This is a genomic window from Pristimantibacillus sp. Z349TD_6, assembly GCF_056173205.1.
Genome location: NZ_CM149662.1, coordinates 2,511,870 through 2,534,296, shown reverse-complemented (window position 1 = coordinate 2,534,296; position 22,427 = coordinate 2,511,870). Strand labels below are relative to the sequence as shown.

Annotated in this window: 9 protein-coding genes and 1 pseudogene; all 10 read right to left on the bottom strand. The window is 49.0% G+C overall.

All coding sequences use genetic code 11. The features are described 5' to 3' along the window. Window positions 1-5 precede the first annotated feature (5 nt). The 10 genes and pseudogenes from AC0VYE_RS10665 to AC0VYE_RS10620 all read right to left on the bottom strand — a co-directional run bounded on the left by AC0VYE_RS10665 (window position 6) and on the right by AC0VYE_RS10620 (window position 22,354). Entirely contained in the window at window positions 6-4,355 is a 4,350-nt protein-coding gene (locus AC0VYE_RS10665; RefSeq protein WP_475447753.1) for a dockerin type I domain-containing protein, read from the bottom strand. Window positions 4,356-4,377: 22 nt separating this feature from the next. Next, complete coding sequence (locus AC0VYE_RS10660; RefSeq protein WP_475447751.1) at window positions 4,378-10,551, bottom strand: InlB B-repeat-containing protein; 6,174 nt, start codon at window positions 10,549-10,551, stop codon at window positions 4,378-4,380. Then, a complete protein-coding gene (locus AC0VYE_RS10655; RefSeq protein ID WP_475447749.1) occupies window positions 10,548-13,760 on the bottom strand; it encodes a right-handed parallel beta-helix repeat-containing protein in 3,213 nt (1,070 codons plus the stop codon). Before AC0VYE_RS10655 ends, AC0VYE_RS10660 begins: the two co-directional genes overlap by 4 nt. Before the next feature lie 30 nt (window positions 13,761-13,790). Further along, complete coding sequence (locus tag AC0VYE_RS10650) at window positions 13,791-14,186, bottom strand: hypothetical protein (protein ID WP_475447748.1); 396 nt, start codon at window positions 14,184-14,186, stop codon at window positions 13,791-13,793. Window positions 14,187-14,575: 389 nt separating this feature from the next. Further along, complete coding sequence (locus tag AC0VYE_RS10645) at window positions 14,576-15,424, bottom strand: amidohydrolase family protein (RefSeq protein ID WP_475447746.1); 849 nt, start codon at window positions 15,422-15,424, stop codon at window positions 14,576-14,578. Beyond that, the gene (locus tag AC0VYE_RS10640; protein ID WP_475447744.1) at window positions 15,421-17,298 is read right to left on the bottom strand and encodes a heparinase II/III family protein; all 1,878 of its coding nucleotides are present in this window, start codon (window positions 17,296-17,298) and stop codon (window positions 15,421-15,423) included. Before AC0VYE_RS10640 ends, AC0VYE_RS10645 begins: the two co-directional genes overlap by 4 nt. Before the next feature lie 19 nt (window positions 17,299-17,317). Further along, a pseudogene (locus AC0VYE_RS10635) lies at window positions 17,318-18,165 on the bottom strand (aldo/keto reductase). A 28-nt stretch (window positions 18,166-18,193) separates the two neighbouring features. Then, window positions 18,194-20,518 carry a glycoside hydrolase family 95 protein gene (locus AC0VYE_RS10630; RefSeq protein ID WP_475447741.1) on the bottom strand — a complete coding sequence of 775 codons (2,325 nt, stop codon included), beginning with the start codon at window positions 20,516-20,518 and terminating at the stop codon, window positions 18,194-18,196. A 39-nt stretch (window positions 20,519-20,557) separates the two neighbouring features. After that, window positions 20,558-21,205: a hypothetical protein gene (locus AC0VYE_RS10625; RefSeq protein ID WP_475447739.1), complete on the bottom strand. Its 648-nt coding sequence runs from the start codon at window positions 21,203-21,205 to the stop codon at window positions 20,558-20,560. A gap of 27 nt (window positions 21,206-21,232) precedes the next feature. Then, window positions 21,233-22,354 (bottom strand): glycoside hydrolase family 88 protein, encoded by a 1,122-nt coding sequence (locus AC0VYE_RS10620; RefSeq protein WP_475447737.1) that lies wholly within the window; start codon window positions 22,352-22,354, stop codon window positions 21,233-21,235. Between the last annotated feature and the right edge of the window lie 73 nt (window positions 22,355-22,427).

Here is a 22,427-nt window from a genome sequence, read left to right as displayed (position 1 = left end):
GACAGCTAATCGATCAGACCTACGCTCTTCATCAACATCTTCAAGGCATCCGAAGCTGTTAATTCACCGTCGCCGTCATAGTCGGCCGCTCTCGCCTCGCCAGGTGTCAGCGTGTCCGCATTGGCTAGATGCTTCATGAGCATAAGCGCATCAAGCCCATCGATTTTACCGTCGCCGCTAATGTCGCCGGATACGATTAGCAAATCAATCATGATCGTGCTTTCTTGCGCCGTCAAGCCGTACGGCTCTTCCGACGTCTTATTCGCTTCAATGTCTGCAAAACTTATTTGTGTTGCTGCTGCTTCTGTAATGTCTGCTTTTGCCGTGAACACAAGTGTCGCTATAATGACATCCTCAGAAGTAATGCCTGCTTCATTAACCGCGTCGAAAGTGACTTTACCGGCAACGCTTGCATTGTATTCTTTTGTTGTAAAGGCATCTGTCATCTCAACACGGTCCAGTGTCAGAACATCTTGGTCATAGTGGATAACAGCTTTCAATCTGCCCAAATCCCCAACCTGCTTCAGGCGGATCGGCAAGCTGAACGTTTCTCCAGCCGTTACGGATATATCCTCTGCTGTCAGTAGCGGGGCCGATTGCGACCGCGGTGCAAAGTTAGCCGTTAACGACGTGTCCTTCTGCACGCTGAAGATATAGGTTGGAGAAACGCTCACCGCCTCTTGTTGATCCGTCCAGGTGGTGAACTTGTAGCCTATCCTCGCATCTGCAATCACTTTATGAAGCCGCCCGGCAAGCACGGCTCGACTGCTGCTGACCGTTCCAGCCTCGACCGGATTTGCAAGAGACGATACATCATATTTGGTCAGCTCGCCGGTTGCCGTATTCCCTTTCATGTAATACCAGCCCTTCACCCAATTTTCAGCATCCAGGCCGACCGCTCTGTTCACAACATGAATATCATCTCTTTGCACTTGATTAAATTGATTGTCAATCGCTTTGCCGTATTTCCCTTCATACGGCTGGTCGACGAGCAGATTTTGCAAGTTGGCATATTTGCGGTATGGACTATTTTCGCTATGCCAATCAATTGTCACAAGACTCATATCATCTGGATGTTTATACGTTTTATAACCATGCACATTCCAGTTATTCACGCCCGTATATCCCCAATTAGTTATAGCCAATCCATCCTTCACCTGGCTGAACGTATTCCCGATGACATCATTATCGCGCCCGCCATTAATGAAGACACCCCAATAGACATGCTCAAAGACGTTGTCAAGTATACGGATTCCCGCTGCAAGATCGTCGAGGTATACGGCTGAATTCTCAACCGAAGTCGATTCATTGCCAATATGATGGAAGTAGTTGTTGCGAATGACCGTTCCGCGATCCAGCACTTTCCTGCCTGTATAAATTGCAGATTGATCTCCCGCTTCCTTCACCACATCATAAATCTCGTTAAACTCTATTACATGGTCATTGCCCGAAAACATGATAGCGTTATGCGGTCCATCGGAAATGTCGTTAAACGCAATGCGATTGCCCACTCCTGACAGGCTGACGGCTGGATTATAGCTTCTATTAATAGTGGAGAATGTCTTAAACGTCGAACCGATTACGTAATTGTCTCCTCTTTCAAGCGTCGCTTCATTGCCTGCGCTGATAGAGACTCCGCCGTTGACTTGCTCAAATGTGCTGTTCATAAACCCGTTGCGCTTGGCAAGAACGGTTTGATCTTCGGTCTTCCAATTCGAGATTGAGCCTGCTTTGCCCCTCGTGCCGCTGATACGGACATCCTTTATGACATTGTCATGTCCACCGTTAATCGTAACGGCCTGCCCTAGCATGACTTCCATGTCGATTCCTTCCACGCTAATATTGGACGTGTTATTGAAGGTAAACATATCCTCCTCCAATATTGGAATTTGTACGGCATGATCCTCTTGCATATCCGTATCTGCAGGTGGATACAGGTAGAGGTCAAAGTTGTCTTGGTCGATATACCATTCTCCCGGCATATCCAATTCCTGAATCAGGTTGTACACGGTGAACAATTTGCCGTTGGCAACGCCGTAAGCGCTTGGCAATCTCGACTCAATCGTTCCGTCTTCCCGTATTTCCTTGACTGGAACCGTCTGATCAGAAAATTCGTTAAACCAATATCCCGACATCCAAATATCGTCTACTCCGATCCAGTTTTTATAGCGGTCACCCATCATGCTGCTTTTAATTTCAAATCCATCGTAAGGAAATCTGTGATCCGGTTGGACGTAATCCGGCCTGCCGAGAATATCGTCTTTCCAGGATCTCGGCTTGGCTCCCGGATCGGGAACAGCGGATATTTTCAATTTGCCCGTATTCGGATACTTGGCTAGTACCATATCTTGATTGTCGAACAAGACAGAGTAATACGGAACATCATAATTCTCGCCATTCTCTTCATATACGCTCAATTCCGGTACAGACCTCAACACCCCTGCGCTATGTCCCAGCAGCTGCAATTTCTTCGCTTGATTAATGCCGTAGGGCTGCAAATCAACGATGTAAACCTGATCCTGAACAGCTGTCTGCAGCTCATCCGCTAACAGCGCCTCCTCATCCACTTTCATGAAGGCTTCCGAAGGAATGGTAATGCTTCCTCTAAACACAACCTTCTCATCTGCATAGGCTCGGTATACAATCGGTTGATCTGCTGTGCCGGAATCCCGTTCGTCAAACACAATCCCGTTGCTCCGGGTATAGACCCCTTCTCGGAAATAAACAACGACACCGCCGTCCGGCAGATCGGACTCCCGAATGACATCTCTGGCTTTCTCCAGCGTCGCATAAGGCTGATCCATGCTCCCGTCGCCGTTCGCATCGTCACCCGATGCCGACACGAATATCTCCTTCCCGTACACATGGCTTCCTTTGCCTGTCACGTTCACCTGAACGGCTGCCGAGTATTGACCATCCTTTGTTGAGGCCGTAATCGTTGCCGTTCCTGCTTGGTTCGCCACAACCAGACCATCTTGAACAATCACGACGCTCTCGTCGCTTGATTCCCAGACAGCCAGCCGGTCTGTTGCGCCTTTTGTCATTATCGCGTTGAGCACTTGAATATCTCCCGTCTGAATCGTGATGGTGTCTACGATATTCGGCTCATCGGTAATGGCGCTGTCACTGATGGCAATGCTTGTTGCCTGAATATCTTGATGTTCGATTTGAACCGATGCGCTGGCGCCGCTGCTTGCCGTTACCGTCGCACTGGCAACGCCAAGATTCGCTCCCCCTTGCACAGATCCGCCAGCCGATACATGAAGAATATCACTGTCACTTACAGCATAGCTGAAGCGGTCCGTCGTCGGGTATGCCGGATTTTGCGCAACATAGCTCAGTTTCGCAGGGCTGATTTCGTACGTATCGTAATACCCCAATGTTGCGGACTCATCTGGAAGCGTCAGCTGAGTAACCGGATTTTCCTGTTGGATAACAAATTCATCGATTACGAAGCTGGAAGCTTTCGCGGTGTGTTGATAATCAACAGCAATAGAATCGAATTGGCTGACCGCATCCGATTGAATCAGCAAGCGCTCATCCATGTACATCGCTGCGCCGTCCTGGGAAGCAAAGTCAAAGCTTAAAAGATGCCAATCTCCCAATCTTCGAATTTGAGTGGCGCTCTCCGGCTGCTGTACGCCATTAACGATTTCGTATACAAAATAATAGCCATCGGAAGAACCGTTATTTTTGGCCCATAGTACAATAGCATTCTGGTCATCGCCTACTCTGATTGTAAAGTCGTCCCGTTCTCTTCTAAGATCCCGGAACCAGAACGATAGTTTCTTGTCGTCCACTGGCTTGGCAAAGCTGTAGCTCATAAATGCCGAATTTACGCCATTCACAGGCTCTGTATTGACCTTGAAGCTTTTCCCGTCATTCTCCACATCGATAGACGATTGATTGGAACCGTCAACAGCTACCGCGCCGTGAGCAATATGAAAGGGAGAAATACCGTCTTTGAACGAGTAGTGCACATAATCATCCAACTCAGGCTGCAGATTTGCAAGCTCATCGTTTAAGGCTTGCAGTGCTTCGGCAACACCCTCGTTATGCTCCAGAGCCGCCTCTCCGTTCGTGATGGCTGTCATCATCATTGACCAGGAAGCGTCATTCACTTGATAGTCTCCCCGATACAACCCTTGGGCCAAAGCTACTTGGCTTGCCAATTCATCCATGTCAGACAGATTGGCTGTTGCTGTTGGCGTACTGCCATAAACGCTGTCCGTGACAGCTTGTTCTTCGGAAACAGCATCCGGAGTATCTGCATATACACTAGGAATCATCGCGATCTGAACCAATAATCCTGCGCATAACACCTTGGCTAAAGCTCTTCTAAATGGGTTTAACAATGTTGATTCCTCCTCGAAATGGTTAATCCAACAACCCAACACTCTTCTGAAGCATTTTCAGTACATCCGCAATGTCCAACACGCCATTTCCGTCATAATCGGCTGCTTTTTCTTGTTGAGCTGTTAATTTCGCAATATTCGTCAGATGCTTCATAAGCATTAGCGCATCTAGCCCATCGATATTACCATCGCCGCTGATGTCTCCGGGTTCGATTAACAAATCAATCGTAATCGTATAGGGCTGCGCCGTCATGCTGTAAGGCTCTTCCGTCGTCTTGTTCGCCTCGATATCGACAAAGCTGATCATGGCTACAGACATCTCGGATATATCGGCTGCCGCTCTAAACTCCAGTGTTGCAAAGATTGTGCTGTCCGATGTAATTCCCCCTTCATTAACGGCATCGAATGTGATTCGTCCTGGGATGGAGTCGTTGTACTCCTTCGTTGTGAACGCATCTGTAAAAACAACGTCGTCGAGCGTCAACAGCTGTTCATCGTATTGGATGGTCGCTTTCAACCTGCCCAAATCTGCGACATGCTCCAACGTGACCGGCAAGCTGAAGCTTTCGCCTGCTGCTACGATTTTGTCCACCGCAGCAATGGCAGGCATCGGTTCTGCTGTCTCTCCTTCTTCGAAATGCGCGACAAGATGCACATCTGCGTTAATCTCGAAGAAGTAGATCGGACTTTCGCTTACGACTTGACCGTTTTGTGTCCAATGAACAAATGTGTAGCCAGCAACTGGAGTCGCCGTTACTTTCCGATTCACGCCTTTGATAAATCCGGCGCCGCTGCCGGTTACCGTTCCTTCTCCGCCCGCTGCGTCAACAGTTACGGCATACTTGGTCTTGAGGCTCGGATCGTCATCGCCCTTGTTATTGCTCCTCTGGTTGTTCTTGTCGAAGAACCAATCGTCGATCGTTGCCTTCTGCGTTTCATAGCTTTGAATCTTCCAGAACTTCGACCAAATATTGTAGTCTACGATTGTCTCGTTGGGATCTCTGTCCTTGTACATGTTAATGAACTGATTATCGATAATTTTTACGTATTTCCCTGCCGCCGGATTATCCTGGTAAATGTAATGCAGATGCTCGAATCTGCCGTATGCGCCGTTCGGATCATCCCATGGAACATCCGTGATAACGTTCAAGTTGTTTGGCATGGCGATTAGTCGATATCCGTGAGTATACCAAGGTCCTATACTAATAAGATGACCCGGCATCGTAACCAATCCCACCTGCAGGTTGGACATTTGATTGCCGATAATGTCGATATCGCGCCCGCTGCTGAATTTAATGCCCCAGGTCGTGTTGTCGATGACATTGTCCAATATAGCGACGCCGCCTCGCTCATCGTCCAAATATATAGCCGAATTCGAGACATGTGTTGAGTTTCCAATATCATGGAAGTAGCTGTTACGTATGACAGCTCCGCGATTCAAGGTATCGCGCCCGGTGTAGATTGTACCTTGGTCACCTGTTTCTCTTAACACGTCATAGACTTCCAGGAATTCCATCGTACTCTCCGGTCCGTCAAAGTTTATTGCGCTGTGTGGTGCATCGGTGAATGTACTGTTCGTCACCCGGTTTCCAACCCCTCCGATTCCAACTGCAGGGTTATACGCTCTTGTCAGTAAGCTGAAGTTACGGAAGGAGGTGTTCTCCACAAAGTTGTAACCGCGCTCCAATGTATTAGGATCGCCGCCGCCAAGCGAGACACCGCCGTCAATGCTGAATACGTTGCTTAGCGCGAGTCCATTGTGCTTGGCTATTCTGTCCTCGCTGTTGCCAATGGATATCAGACCATTCGCCGTATTCGAGATGTTGGCATGTTTGACAACATTGTGCTGTCCGCCTTCGATTTTCACTATACCGTTATTCGTCGCTTCAAAATCAATGCCGTCGAATGTGATATAGTCTGCTTCGTTGATATGGACCATCACATCATCCAACATCGGAATCGTGAGCTTATGGGTGCTGCTTGACATATCGGTATTCGCCGGCGGAAAGAAGTAAAGGACGGGTTGCGACTTGTCTTGCAAGAAGTCGATAAACCATTCGCCTTCCGTATCCAATTCTTCAATTAGGTTGTACACATAAAATTTCATATTAGGTTTTGGTTCATAATTGCTGTTTAACCCGGCTTTAATGATATTATCCGTAATTGAGCCGATCGGAACGGTTTCACTGCGGTAGACGACTCCCCAGAATCCTGCCATCCAGGCGCCGCCGTCATTGGAGGCCACTGAATCGCCCCAGGTCGCTAATTTGCTTGCTGGCAGATCCTTGCTCGTGAACGAGAACGTCTCGTATTCATAACCGGGTTGGTAAGGCTTGCCGAGACCGTTAGCAATCAAATCGGATTCCCAGAACCTTGGATTTTCACCTTTCTCAATAATTTGAGTCGTCTTAATGAAATCCGTATTCGGGAAACGGGATAACACCATCGGTTCATTGTTGAAGAACACTTGATAGTACGGCTTCTCGAATTCGAAATCGTTGTAGCCATTGCCGTACTTTTGCTTGAGATTAGGAAAGCCGATGACTTTCTCTTTCCTGAACTCTAAGCCGTATGGAGCCAAATTAATAGCGTACACTTTATCTGCATTCGGAATTCGCTCATAAAGCGGGTCTTGCGGCGTCACTTTGCTCATTTGCGCAGGATCGATGGCCACCCCGCCAAGGAAGGTCACCTCTTCATCCCTATACGCTTTGAATGTGATCGGGCTTTCCTCCGTACCGGAGTCTTGCGCCTCCAGTATGAATGTCTTATCGAAGGTATACATACCCTCCCGCAAGTACACAGCAACTCCTTTAGCAGGCAGTCCTCCGGCTGATTTCAGGCTTCGGATCTCATCCCTTGCTCTTTCCAGAGATTGAAACGGATGATCGATCGTGCCGTCACCGATGCTGTCGTCTCCATCCGTGGCAACAAAGATTTCCGCCCCGTAATCATCGACGGGCTCCGCAACCGTGACAGTAACGCTGTCCATCAGCTCTGTGCCGTCATTCGTCCGGATCGAGATCGTTGCCGTACCGATGTTCACGCCGGTTACTAGACCGTCCTTCACATGTGCCACATTCGAATCGCTTGTCGACCAGTCCGCCAGACGCGCTGTGGCATTCTTGGGCGTAATGACCGCGTTAAGCACTCTCGATTCCCCTGGCTCGAGTTGCATAGCATCAGCTTTTGTCACCGGACTAGAGTTGTTGCTGTCCTGACCGGGCTTGCCCATTGCGACTATGTCGATATATGGGGCATCTGTAATAAAGATCTGTTCAGTCTTGATATCCGCAACCTCTACGTTAATCGAGGCGGTTGCGCCGGACGAAGATGAAACCGTCACTGTGGAAGCTCCTACATTCATGGCCTCGATCGAGCCTTCAGATGTGACATTTACAACATCAGAATCCGTCGCCGTGTACGTAAACACATCTGTAGTCGGATATGTTTTCTCCGTCGTTAATGTCAATACTGGTTTGGCTAAGTCGTACGTGTCATAGTAACCAAGCCGCACTTGTTCATCCTTGATGGCAATGCCCGTTGTCGGGTTTTTCTCGGTAATGGTCAAGCGATCGAATTTTACGTATTCGTTCTCATCCGTGCCATTGGCCGTCTCTATGCGTATGCGGTTGAATGAATCGAAGCCTTCGGCCTTGCCCATATACACGCCGTTGAAATACAAAATCGTGTTGCCCGGATTGTTTACCATATCCCAGGAAAGGATGAAATTATTGTTTAATCGTCTCATCTTTGTTGGAACGACTATTTCTGGGCCGTTGACACGATAAACAAACTCATAGTCGGTCTGGTTCCCTCTTGTCGAACGGAACCCCACATAGTTGTTATTCTCGTCATATAGCATATATTCCGTATCGGCCTGCGTTTCTGCCGTTACGGTGGTCCCGATGCCGACAACCTTATTACTTAGCGGCTTGGCAAATGTATAATCAGCCGCGCCTTTATACTTCCCATCGACGAATGCAGGCTGCAGCGCAGCGCCATGCTTATTCAGATAGTGCTCGAAGGTGTCGATGCCGAACACACTGATATCCTCGCCTTTGGTCAACGAGCCTACGGCCGCTGCGAAGGGATTGTCAACGTCTTGCCCCGCCTCGAACTCGTATCGCACATCATCTTCAATGACCGGCTCCAAAGCCTCCAATGCCATTTCCAGATTTTGATGCGCCAACATCAGCTCTTCTTGGCTCGACGATTCGCTCATACCCTCTGCTGCAACTCTCGCTGTCTCAACCACAGTCCATTCATTTGCCTCATAGTCGTGCTCAAAGAGCGCTTTCGCAAACTCGACTTGTTGTCGCAATGCGGTAAGGGACTCGTTTGCTGTGCTCGTATAGCTTGCGTCGCTTCTTAGAACTGTGCCAGCCTGACGCCCGTTAATCGCCTTAAGGCGAACCATGATCTGACCGGTTTCATAGCTGCTGCCGCCTACCGGCTGCGGGTTGACAGTAGCATGCTCGAAGTTGTCGCCATAATCATAACTGATTTCATAGTCCCCAGGTTCAGGGTTGGCGGGCAAGGGTGTCCAGCCAAACGTGTTCTCTTCATCATTCACCGCAGGTGCCGTTGGCGCGTCAGGCACTTCTACCGTAGTGTTAACGTTAGTGATGGTGAAATCATCAAAATAGCGAATATGTGATTCAAGGGACCACGCATCTTGAATGGAAAAATGGGTGAAACCGCTCGAAACAATCGATTTGACTTCTATTCCGTCAATGAAAAGCTTCGCACTCTCACCGTCAGAGTAGTCCCACGTCATTCGATGCCAACCGGGCGATCGGGGCAATTCTGTTGCTCGTTGCTCATCCGAAGCGACGCCAGGTATGGTTGTACGGTACACGTATTTATTAGGACTCGTTCCGATATTCACCGCAAAGGTCAATGCGGTTTTCACTTTTTTCCCTGCAGCATCAGTTGATTCGTCATACGCCGTAACCTGTATGGCGCCTTCTGTTTCCATTGCATCGTAATACCAAATATTGATGTATTCCCCTGTTTGTTTGCCGCCAAAATCCATAATCGCATTGATCCGCGGCTTGCCATCCGAATTAAGTGTTGGGATTAATGCCAGCGCTTGCGTTCCGCTGCGTGAAGCTTTTTTGCTTATTTCCGCCTTACCAATCGGTAAGTGATGCCCGGACAGTTCCTCCATCGTTTCGTATTTCTTTACGGTTTCTGATCCATCCGATGGGGTAAAGCCAACAACACTGGCCAGCGCCTCATACTCGCCGCTCTCTGGTGTATCCGATTTCAGCCTCACTTGGACAGCTCCAGGCTCCAGAGCCTCATCGGGCACAGGCTGCGGGTTGGCTGTCACATTCAGGAACTGCGCCCCCCCGTCAATCGAATACTCATAATTCGTATGGCTTTCAAAGTCTGGAACCGGTGTCCAGCCGAATAAATTCTCCAGATCATTGGTAATCGGATTCGTTGGTATATACTGACTGGTCTCGCTATCCTTCACGCTTGACAGGGTCAAATCGTCGAAGTATGCGCTTTGGGTGACAGGATTGTCCTCATTGTTCGGCCATGCGTCTTGAATTCTGAGCTTGCTGAATCCGTATGATGTCCCATGTACACCTGTTATCGTTCCGGCCGTTGCCATGTTATCGTCGATCGACACCGTCGCTTGACCGGAAAGCGAATAATCTATCGTGAACTTATGCCATCCGGCTGATCGATCTAATAAAGTGACTATTTCATCAACGCCCCCGCCCTTTACCCGGTAACCATACTTATCCGTGTTAGCGATAGGACCTACCATGATCTGATCCAGCAGCTTGCTGTCATCCCCGTTTTCAGCAATGAAGAACACCTGGTTCTGTACCGTAGGATCCTCATCATAGAACCAAATGGAAACCGCTTTTTCTCGTTGCAGTTCATTGAAGCTTTTCTGAATATGGTACTTTCCGTCTATTGCCGTAATTTTCATGCTGGTCTGTCCGTTTTCGGTATGGTTATATACAGAATCCAATTCTGTCGGACTTCCATTTCGTGTGAGGAAATCAGCCATGTCATTCTCAAAATCCCACGTCTGCTCCACCATAAATTCGCGGTCAGACAAAGGCGAAGCATAGGCCGAGGCCTGCGGGACAAAGACAACTTGAATGAGCATGCCAATTGTTAATACAATAGATATTGCTTTGCTCCATACATTCCACACATAGCGGCTCACATTGTTGCCTCCTCGTCATTGTTTATTGGATCATCCAACAACCCAACACTCTTCTGAAGCATCTTCAACGCATCCGATACCGTCAATTCGCCATCTCCGTCATAGTCGGCTGCTCTGGCCTGCGCCAAAGTGAGCGACTCTATATGGATCAGATGTCTCAAAAGCTTCATCGCATCAATTCCGTCAATCTGTCCGTCACGATTAATGTCGCCTGGTTCAAATGACTGCTCGATGGTAATCACGCTTTCTTCTGCTGCAATAACGTATATTTCCTCCGTTCGCTTGTTCGCCTCGATATTCGAGAAATGGATGGTCACCATTTCTGTTTGCGCAATATCTGCTTTCGCTGTAAATTGAATCGTGGCGATAATCTGCTTTGCCGAGGTTACGCCTGCTTCATTCACACCGTCAAACATGATCTGCCCCGGAACAGATGTATGATGCGCCTCCAGTGTAAACACATCCGTAAATACAATTTCGTTCATTTCCAATAAATCCGCATCATAATGAATCTTCGCCTTCAGTCTGCCCAGCTCCTCAACAGCATCCAACGTGACCGGAACTGTAAAGGTATCTCCCGCTATAACACTTAATGAAACCATACTTAGCTTGGTTTCTTCTGCAGGGGAGATTATTTTCGATTGTTCAAAGGCTCGCAGGGCTGTCTGCAATCGGAAGGTCGCTTGGTCGATCTCCGCTTGCTTGGCATTCGCATTTTCTTTCACCGCTAGAGCTGCCCCCAGCTCCGATTCAAACGCCTCAATAACCGCTTCCTCATATTGGCCAGGACTGCTGCCGATTTCAGCTTGGTCCAATTGTTGTTGAGCCAGCTCAATTCCGTACACTAACCCCGTTTGAACCGACTCGCGTTCCGGATGCTCTTCCAACTGTACGGATTCAGTGCCGACAACGGATACTGTATCGAAGTACGCATTCGATATTCTCTTGTCTCCCCAGTAATCCGCCAGCGCCACTCTCAAGAAGCTGTTGACACCGATAGGTGAAGCAATGAGTTGATCATCAATATACATGTCGACTCCCGTGCCGGATGTGTAATCGAATTTGAGCTCATGCCAGCCTGTGCTGCGTGCAACGCCGGACTTCACCGTCTCTCCCCCGACTCGATATACGTAATGGGAACCGGAGATAGCCGTATGAACGCCGATCATTCGAGTGCTCTCGATGGCATCGGCAATTGCCATTACAACTGAGCTCGAGTTTGCCGCATCATCGTACATCCACATCCTAACAATTCCTTGCTGCTCAGAAGTGAAGTTTTTGATGAGATGCATCGTATCCCCGTCAAATTTGACCGAAGATAATCCATCATGTTGCTGCTCATTGCTGATCTGCGGATTCTGAAAGACCACATCCCAGTTCAATAATCCATTCTCAAAGTCATCTTCGAACAAGGTATTCAAGGATGGTTCCCCGCCGGCCGTGTCTGGAACAAACATCGTATGCGTCCCGATTTGATCGAAAGGTATGGCTTCGAACGAAGGCATCCGTTCATATAGCACCGCATCATCCTTTAGCGAATAGTTGCCCCGTTTCACATCGACAAAGCCGGGGTCTGTTGTGGTTACATCGTTATCGCTAATCGTATTCCAGCTCTTCATATCAGCCATCGTTGTACCCACTCCGCGATCGCGGAAATGAAAATCGCTAGATTTGTAGAAGAGATTGTTCGTGACTTCATTGTATTTAGGCAAGTAGGCCTCATCTTCCAAAATATTCGAAAGATGCGGATACTTTGTATACGGCGGCTGGGTATGATCAAAGTCAACCAGCTCCATCGTAATCGGATCCCTGTAGGTGCCGTAGCCGTGAAGCGCCCAGTTATCCAAAAATCTTAATCCCCAGTCGGAAATCGAGACGGATCTAGGCGTTTCTGCAAAGATATTGTTGTCGATGATGTTGTCTCTGCCGCCATTGACAAAAATCCCTGTCTTCATATTGGCAAATACATTGCCTGTAATGACTGTCCCGGATTGCAAATCATCCAGATAGATCCCCATCGTTCCCTCATAAGCGGTCGAACTGGAGTGCAAATCATGAATGTAGTTGTATCGAATGACATGACCTCTGTTGGTTGTATTCCGACCCGCGTAGATGGCGGACATATCATCCGACTCTTGATTCACGCTGTAAATTTCATTGTATTCGATGAGATGATCGTTCCCATTGAACATAATGGCGTTATGAGGCGCGTCATGCATCTCGTTATGCGCGACTCTCTGACCTACGCCGCTTAGGCTAACAGCAGGATTGTAGGTCTTCTTAATCCGGGAGAAATTGTGGATATGGTTATCCTCTGCATAATTCCCACCGGGCGTTAATGTCTTCTTGTCCCCGCCTCGCAGCTCGATTCCTCCATTAACGTTCGCGATATAGCTGGAGGTAATCCCGTTGTTGTGCCCGTCTACCACAGCGGCAACTGCGCCAGTATTACGAATGGAGGCTTGTGTAATCAGGTTGTTCGAACCTCCGTTCACCTCAATCGCTGACCCGCGTGTCGCTTCCATGTTCAAGCCTTGCAGGGTGACATAGGAGACATCATTTAATTGAATGAGCGTGTCGCTTACTATCGACAGCTGGATCTTGTTGTCCGCAAGCGATTCTGACGGCGGATAAAAATACAGAATGCCGTTGGCACGATCCAGGTACCACTCCCCTGGCATATCGATTTCTTCCATTAAATTGTAAACATAAAATCGTTGATCTTTTTTGATGCCGTATCCGCTCGGTTGCTTCGAAGTAATGGTTAACGCCGTAGGATCTATGGACTTTACCTCGACCGTCTGATCGGACCAGTCATGGAACCAATGACCGAACATCCACATATCCTCTGCTTCGGTCCAACGGTGCAGACGGTCCGAGTCCAATTTCAATGTGAACCCATGATCCGGATTGCGCTGCTCTGGCGGGACATACTCGGGACGGCCGATTATATCGTCCTGCCACCATCTCGGGATTTCCCCAATATCTACAACTTCCTCAATCTTCGTATAACCTGTGTTTGGCCATCTCGATAATGTCATCGCCTCATCGTTAATGAAAAGCTCTATTCCCGTCGGCCGCTGCTCTAGCCAAGGCAGGCTTCCGACACTATGACCGTAAAAGGGCAGCTTGCCATAATCGAGAATTCCCTTATCTCCAAGATCGAATTGGAGCACCTTATCTCTTGCCTGTTCCGGCAGGCGGTTCAATATGCTTTGCTCTGTTACCGGCTCGAAGGATTAAGCAGCCAGATATTCTCCTCCCACTAGATCTACCTTCTCGTCTTCATAGGAACGGTAGACAATGGGAGAGGAAGCAGTGCCTGAGTCTTCCTCATCCAGTGTAAAGGTGCTGGACATCGGATAGATCCCGCCACGTAGGTATACATTTACCCCGCCATCGGGCAGTCCCTCGTTGTGCTTCATCGAGCGGACAGCTTCCCGTGCGCGCTCCAATGTGGCAAAAGGTGCTTCTTTTGTCCCGGATTGCTCATCGTTCCCGTTCGGAGCGATATAAAAACTCACTCCTGATAACCCGTCCGCTGATGTCTCACCGGCAGGCCCCGCCACTGCGAATGCACTCAGCAGCAGCAAGCAAGACAGCATCATATTGACATTTCTCAGCTTTCCAAGCATGTTATAACCCTCCTTGATATGCGGCGTATTCCCTTCTTTTCATGAATGTAACCTCCTACTGCACCTCCGTCCTTTTCATTTTTTTTGCAGGAGCCTGCTTCATGCTGTTGAGATTATGTCTTAGTAAGCTCGCTATTATTGTAAGTGCTTTCAAGCGGTGTAATCTACTCAACTATTTCTATATTGGGGTCACATTGTCCACTTCCTTTCGTTCGACAATTCTCTTCTTAATTCGCTATTTAGATAGTCATTTCTTTACTTTGGTCTTCTATTTTTACAATCTGACAAAGTGAAAGAAGTATACGATGCCAGCATGCTCCGACATGCAAGAGGTGCAAGAATGAGCAAAGGCGTCTTCCTGAGAAGACGCCTTTGCTCATTCTGAGCGGCTACATAATCGAATATACGGCTTGCGCGTTGCTCTGCCGTATCCGCTTGAGCTGCTCCATATTCAACTCCTTCGGCAGCACGTTATGAAAATATTCGATGACTTCAGAATAGCTGCCTCCCGATAGGGAAACGGGCCAGTCGCTTCCAAACAATAACCGCTTATCGCCGAATTGCTCAAACAGTTGACTAACGTAGTTTCGTGATCTCTCCGGATGTTCCCTCCCGGTTTGCGAGATCATGCCGGACAGCTTGCAATACACATGTTCGAATTCTGCCAACTGTCTGATTCCTTGCATCCAATCCATGTCTGTCTCCGCTTTGAGGTCAGGTCCTCCCAAATGGTTCATAACAAGCTTTGCATGCGGAATATGTTCCAGAATATTGATCAGGTAGGCCATATTGCCCGAACTCATCAAAAGATCTATAGGAAAACCGTCATCAGCCATTTTTGTCATCAATTGAATAAACGTCGTTGATAAAGCCCGCTCTTCCGCGGGCAAATATTTGATCGTATATCGTATACCCGAAAATTTGGGATGCTGGCGCAAACGATCATATTCCGACTCCGCACTTTGACTCGTCAGATCGATATAACCGACAACCCCTCTTATCCAATCGTAACGTTCCGCCAGCTTCAATAAAAACGCCGTCTCTTCTATGCTCGCTGCAGCCTGCACGGCAATAATACCATCCACAGCGTGCAACGCCAGATGAGGCGACAGGTCCTCCGGCAAATAATTGCGGTATAGCAGCTGGTTCGCAGGCTTGAGCCAGCCATAGTCGCCGCGCGATACATCCCACAAATGAACATGCGTATCCAGAAACTTTACATCCGATACTGTAATCAATTATGACCCTCCCCACTGCCGCATAGAAATTGGAATTCCGCTCGAACTTGCTTTGAAGGACGGGTTAATGAGAGCAATATGCGATAGGCGGTTCGAACGGAGCTATTCGGTTGGACAACATCGATCTGGTCCATAGCGTACTGATATAACGAAGCGTCATAGTGCAAGATAACGCCATTTAAGTCTACTTCTCCTTCACTAACCAGCTTCGGTTTACAATTGCATATAAACACTTCCACAATGGACTGAGGAGGCTCCTTCCACTGGAATTCATCCGTCAACAGCAATTTGGCATATCCGCTCGCACCCGTCTCCCAATGAAACGAACGTTTGAACCTGTCGAGCTGCTCGATCTCATAGGCTTGCTCCAGATTCATCGTGTAACACAAACCATCAGGACGTTCTTCATACTGAACCGCGCTGGCCTTCCGGTCTCTGCCCCAGTCTTGCGCCCGGCCATTCAATAGAGGAACCGAGTGTCCCTGCGAGCCGGCATTCATAAAGTCGTAACGCAGCTCCGGCTGAAAATATTGACGGGTATACTCTGCCAATCCGATATCGCACAACCGGTTCTCTCCCTCGCAATGAATGATGAAATGTCCGAGATCATTATGATTGTGCGGTTCCTCGTTATGACCGCCTTTCGCCGCGAAAGCCATGAGTTTTCCGTTAATCTCCCGTTTCGAAACAACCCATTGATGATCAGCGTAGTAACGGCTAAAGATTACATCATTTTCCGGCAAAGCTTGCACAGCCTTATTCTCATCCGTCATGGACCACAACATACACCTGCTGCATGTCGACCAATAAGCAAAATCCAAACCTTTAAATGACAGCGCCTCTTGCGGAACATTGGCTTCCGGATATCTCGACGATAACCGTTTAAAGTAACCTGGGAAGAGCGCTATGTCTTCCGCACAATCCGAGAAATTGAATGTTTTTCCATTCGACAATATACAGGCCGAAGGAAACTGTGCTATGCTTCGTATTCGCTCATGCTTCAATAGATCCAATTTGCCTCCCGTTCGCTCGCGCAGCAGCTCGGAGAAGGTCATAAACTTGGAAAATCCATATTGAAAATAGGCGATGCCTTCCGGTGTCGCTCCTTGTTCGTCAAAACCATCGATATAGCTGCGAAGTGTTTGCAAGCATCTCCACAGCATGCCGGCAAGCAATCTCGAATCGGAAACGAAATAGATCGCAGCCGAAGCAATCGTCGAAGCGCATACCGATGGCCAGTTATTGTTTTTCATCTCCCAATTCTGAGGCGAGGCATCTGCAAAGAACACCTGCAATACCCGCCTGTCGATCTCGTTCCGAACTCTATCCACAATCCAAGGATGAAGCTTATCCTTCAGCAGTGACGTGATCTCAGCCAAATCCAGCGCCAGGGATGCAGCCGTCAAGTCCACAGATTGCTTCGGTGGATTCGGTTGATCCCATATGCCATTAGGATATTCCTTGTGGTTAAGCCCGATATGCGCCGGCATTACCCACGTATATTCACCGCATATCGCCCACAGCGTATCCTCAAGCGCTTGTACCCAGACGGGATTATCGTCTATCATACACATAAGCGCCAGGTGACTCATTCTTCTTCTGCAATCAAGGAACGACTTCTCGAATGTCTTACGATCTCCGGTTGAGCCAAAAAGCTGAAATTGCGAGAATCGCTCGGCTTCCAGCGGCCGCTCCAAATATTCGCGGCTGTTGCTTTCTATTTGCCCCCACAATTCGTTTAAGCCAAATACCGAACAATGCATGGACCTCTTCCAATTGTCCTTGGTTGCCTCAGAGAACAATTGATAGGAAGTATTTTCAGTCGACTCTAGCATCTCTTTAACATGTTTTAACGTCAGATCTCGAATATGCAAGTTTGCCCGCCCCCTCTATTTATGCAAATCTTTGACCTTGGAATAACGCTAACAGCTTCTCTTGCTCCTTCTCCCCCAATCCGGTTCCGTCACAATAGGTCGCATTCCTCCGGATTTCTTCGGCCGAATTCGTGCCTATTATCGTGACATCGACATCCGGGCAGGTGAGACTGAATCGAATGGCTGGTTCCACAAGACCCTGGGATTCCGGCTTCCGCAAGAACTGAAGCTGGTCCATCCGTTCCTTGGCGCGCCGGATGGCTTCCGGATATCTCTCCATATATTCCGCTGGCGCTTCAGCGAGCAATCCCGCATGCAAGATACCGCTGTTTATAACGCCAATGCCCATGTTTCTGGTTACGGGAAAAAACTCTTCTACCGCCGTGTTGTCAATCAGCGTGTATCGTCCAAATATTTGTGTCTCACGCCACATGCCCTGATTTTCCCTTGTTCCTTCAGCTTGATTAACGCCGGGACCGCTTCATTCATAATTTCATCATAGTTCGAACTCGAGGGCTCATGAAGCTGCAGCAAATCAATATAATCCGTTTCCAGCCTTCTTAAGCTGTTCTCTACACTGCGAATGACGTTGTCGTAGGAGTAGGCTTCTCCGCGGCTTACTGCCTTGGTTGCCACAATAACGGAGTCTCTGCGGCCTCGCAGCGCCTTTCCGATTCTTCGTTCACTTTCCCCGCCCCCGTATAACGGAGCCGTATCGATCAGATTAATTCCCGCATCCAATGCCGCATGGATGACATCGGCAGCAGATTGATCCGTTACCGGACCGAAGCCGCCTCCAAGGGGCGCTCCGCCAAGTCCCAGCTTGGATACTTGAAAGCCGGTTCGTCCTAAGCCTGTATAAAGCATGTTCTCCTCCATTCCCGGGGCTGCTCAATTAAGCCCCGACTAAGTGTAACCGTCCCCGTTCACCCTCCAACGTATAAGAACAGCCGCCAATCCCCTCGCAAGCAACCGCCTCTTCACCAACACGAACCATGAAGCTTTGATCCTGTTTGACGTGGATAACGGCACGCTTCAAGCTGCCGTCCTCCCATTCTATATCCACAATGCAGCCGCCTCTTGCCCTTAGCCCCTTCACAAATCCTTTATCCCATGCGAGAGGAAGCGCCGGCAGCAGATGTATTTCGCCCCTATGGCTTTGCAGCAGCATCTCGGCCACGCCAGCTGCAGCACCCGAATTGCCGCCCATAGCAAAGATAGGCGTCATGGCTCCCGCAATTCCGTTTGGCGAGAAGGTTAACAAGTTGCCTGCTGTTAGTTTTGTCAGTAATAGTCTCAAGCTCTCATTCGCTCGATCTCCATCCTCTAGACGCGCATAATACAGTATCATATTAGCCCGGCTCCACTCTACATCTTGCCATTCCGGATGATTCAGCCTCCGTTCTATCGACACCTTGGCTGCCTGAGCAAGTTCAGGCGTATCCCTGGGGGTGATTTGATTAAACGGATACAAGCTTAATAGATGCGAGGTATGTCTGTGATTGGGAATCGCTTCCTCGTAATCCTCCAGCCACTCCATTAATTGGCCATGCTTGCCTATACAAAGAGGTGAGAGCTTTGATCTGGCGTCTATCAATCGATCACGCAGCTCTTCATCGACATTCAGCATCGTCGAGGCTTGAATGACTTGCGTGAAGAGCTCATATACGAGAATCCGATCGGCGGTTGGGCCCATGGACATTGTCTTCGAAGTAGGGCTTTCTTCCACAAGGAATCGATTCTCGGGTGAGTTGGAAGGTCCCGTGACCAGCCACCCGTGCTGCGGATGCTCTGTCAGATGGTCGAGGAAAAACTCGGCTGCGCCTTTGAGCACAGGGTAAGCCTTTGTTTCCAAGAACGATACGTCTCTAGTAAACTCATAATGATCCCACAGATGGGCAGCCATCCAGACGCCTCCCGTAACAAATATCCCCCAGCCAATGCTCCAGCCTGGCGTTGTATATCCCCAGACATTGGTCACGATGTGGGCGACCCAGCCTGGACTCCCGTAGATTTCCGCAGCCGTCTTCTTCCCGTTCTCAGCCAAGGTCTCGATGAACGCCAGCAGCGGGCGATGACAGCCCCCCAGAGCGGTGACCTCCGCAGGCCAATAATTCATCTGTGTATTAATATCCAGGTGATAATCGCATGTCCACGCCATCTTGCAGGCTTTGCGATCATTCCAGATGCCTTGAAGGTGGGCTGGCAATGGTGAGTTTTCACGCGAAGCGGAGAGCATCAAATAACGTCCATATTGAAAGAACAACGCTTGCAGCTGAAGGTCTCTCTCCCCTTCCTTCAACCTGCTCAGCCTTTCATTCGTAGGTAGACACATTCGCTCATCATCGCTATCGCCCAATACGAGCTCGACTTGTTCAAATATCGGCTTGTAGTCCCCGATATGCCTATTCTTCAGCTCCATGTAGGTTTGCTGAGCGCATTGATGGATACGCTGCTCACAATCTTCAGCATATCGATTTCCATAGTAGCTTGTGGATGCGTCCACAAAGATGTACACCTCATCCGCATGCTCGACTTTCATCCCTTCGTCCATACATCGAATGTGGCCACCAATAGCGATCAGCTTGACGCAGCCATAGAACGAGACGCCAGTTTTGCCGTCACTATGCTTTGTTTCATACGCTTTCCCAGTTACAATCAAGCTGTTGTCTTCTGCTCGCACGTTCACGTCTTCGCCATACACATCTGCCTTTACGAAAAAGCTGATGCCTGCAGGCTTGCTGCCAGACCATTTGGACACGAGCGCCTGATCGGGATTAGAGACGAATGCTTCTCGCGAGAATGTGCATTGGCCTGCAGTGTACGAGATTTGCGAGAGCGCTTCGTTCAGGTCAATCTGTCTTCGATAAAGCCCATCAGACGGCGTTTCCGGATCACATACAAATCGAAGATCGAAGAGAGGCAAATGTGTACCGTAATTTCCCTTTTCACCTTTCATAATGTTGGCGGCCAACTCTTCTCCTTCTGCATACCGATGCACAAAAAACAAATCCCGCAGTTCTTTCAATTTGTCCTTCCCCAGCCTGCAATCCTTTGCGGACGAGGCTTCCCCCGACCAGACGGATACCTCCGTAATGTCCCACCGTTCCTCAGCCACTCCGCCGTAAATCATCGCGCCCAGTCTTCCATTGCCAAGCGGTAGCGCATCGAACCAGTCTCTTGCTGGTTCGTTGTACCACAATTGATGCTTTGCGCTCATGTCATCTCCTCTTTCTTCTATGGCTTCGACAGGCTGTTCCTATTCAATCGTTATCAAGTGGTTCATCTTGCACCAAGTCCGGTTCCATCCGCCTGCCGTCTGCCAAGGTTCAAAGTGCGGCTCCATTAATTCATGCCAGTGGTCCGGAGTATGATTCGTGTTTAATGTTCTTTGCGGCCTAATTACATGAAGCGACTTTGGTATTTCAGCATAAGAGAACAGAATATTGCCGTATAGACCTATCGTATATGTTTTGTTGAAGCTTTCCGGTCGTTCTTCCTGCATCTGGTAATGGTAATACACGTAGCTGGATACCATCTCCGGCTTCAAAAACGCAAGCGAGCCCACTCTCTCCTCGATGACCCTATCGCCTCTCCATAGATGATAGTCGACGGGAACCCCGTCATGGAACACATCCGGCATCAACGCCGCTTTCCGCAATCCCTGTGATGTCGGCCAGCATGCCAGAGAGTCTGCAATCGGGGCGCTCCAATCAAACCCGCTTTGCGATGTTTCCTGCTCCACATACACGCATAGATAGCGCTCAAGCTGGAACAGGGACAACGATAATAAGCCACGCTGCTTCCAGTGCGCTTCTTGTTTTAGAATATGTTCCACTATTTGGTCCCAATGCTCAGAGCGAGCTTCGGGCTTAAAATAAGAAAGGTATCGTTCTCTCCTAATCATTTTGATCATTCCTTTTCCGGCCATGGCTCACCAAATATCTACCGCTTTGCCCCGGAGCTTCGCAATGGCTTCGACAAAATAGTAGTCGCCGTATATTAAGGGTACATTTACGTTTACTTTCCGATTTACATTTTGTGATGCGGAATGTAACAGCCCTTCTTCTACTTCTTTTCGTTCCCATGCGCCATAGTGAAGATCCAGCGCATGCAAGATACGCTTCGCCGAGTTCATGTACAGGTCGGCCTCTTCAGCCGGTACAGCTTTGGCGAGCTCAATCAAACCGCTGGCCGCAATAGCTGCAGCCGATGAATCTCGAGGCGTCTCTTGACTTACAGGGACACGGAAATCCCAATACGGCACCTGATCTTCCGGCAAGGAAGCGAGAAAGAAGTGGGCGACTTGCTTGGCTTTATGTAGATAACGCTCATTGTGGAGATGTCGAAAAGCATTAATAAAGCCGTACAATGCCCAAGCGGTTCCGCGCGACCAGGACGACTGCTCGGAATACCCTTGGCCCGCCTGCTGTCCAGTTCGCTCTCCGCTTTCCGGATTGAAGCAAACGATGTGGTACACAGACCCGTCCTCCCGTACAAAATGTTCGGCTGCCATATCCGCATGAGCCCGGGCAATATGATTGTATCGCGGATCCCCCGTCTCCTCAGAAGCCCAATAAAGCAGAGAGAGATTCAACATACAATCGATAATGGCCCACCCGCGCAGATCTTCCGGACGATGCGCATTCCATGCGCGCAGGTAGGAGCCTTTGAGATTGAATCTCCCCGCCAGGTGGCTCGCCGCGATCAATGCGCTTTTTCTCGAAGCCGCATGGCCAGTCAGCTTATAGCGGATGACAGAAGTGGGCAGCCACATAAAACCAACATCATGATGAAGCTCCTCGAATTGATGAAGCGCTTCCTCCATATTCTGTTCGCATGCTGCGGCAAGCTGCTTCAGCCTCTCATCCCGCGTATCGGAGTAAATCTGCCATAATATGCCCGGCCAAAATCCTGCGGTCCAATCATGTGGCTTAACTGACTCATATCGCCCATGAACTGCGGCATTTAATGCCTGGGCACCGATGCGCCGACTCGTTCCATCCACCTTATGAACAATGCGAAGCCAGCAATCCTCCAACCATTCTTCATTCATTGTATCTCTTCTCCTTTGTTGTGCATTTCATGAAAGAATAGGGAGTTGGAACATACCGCCCCAACCCCCCACT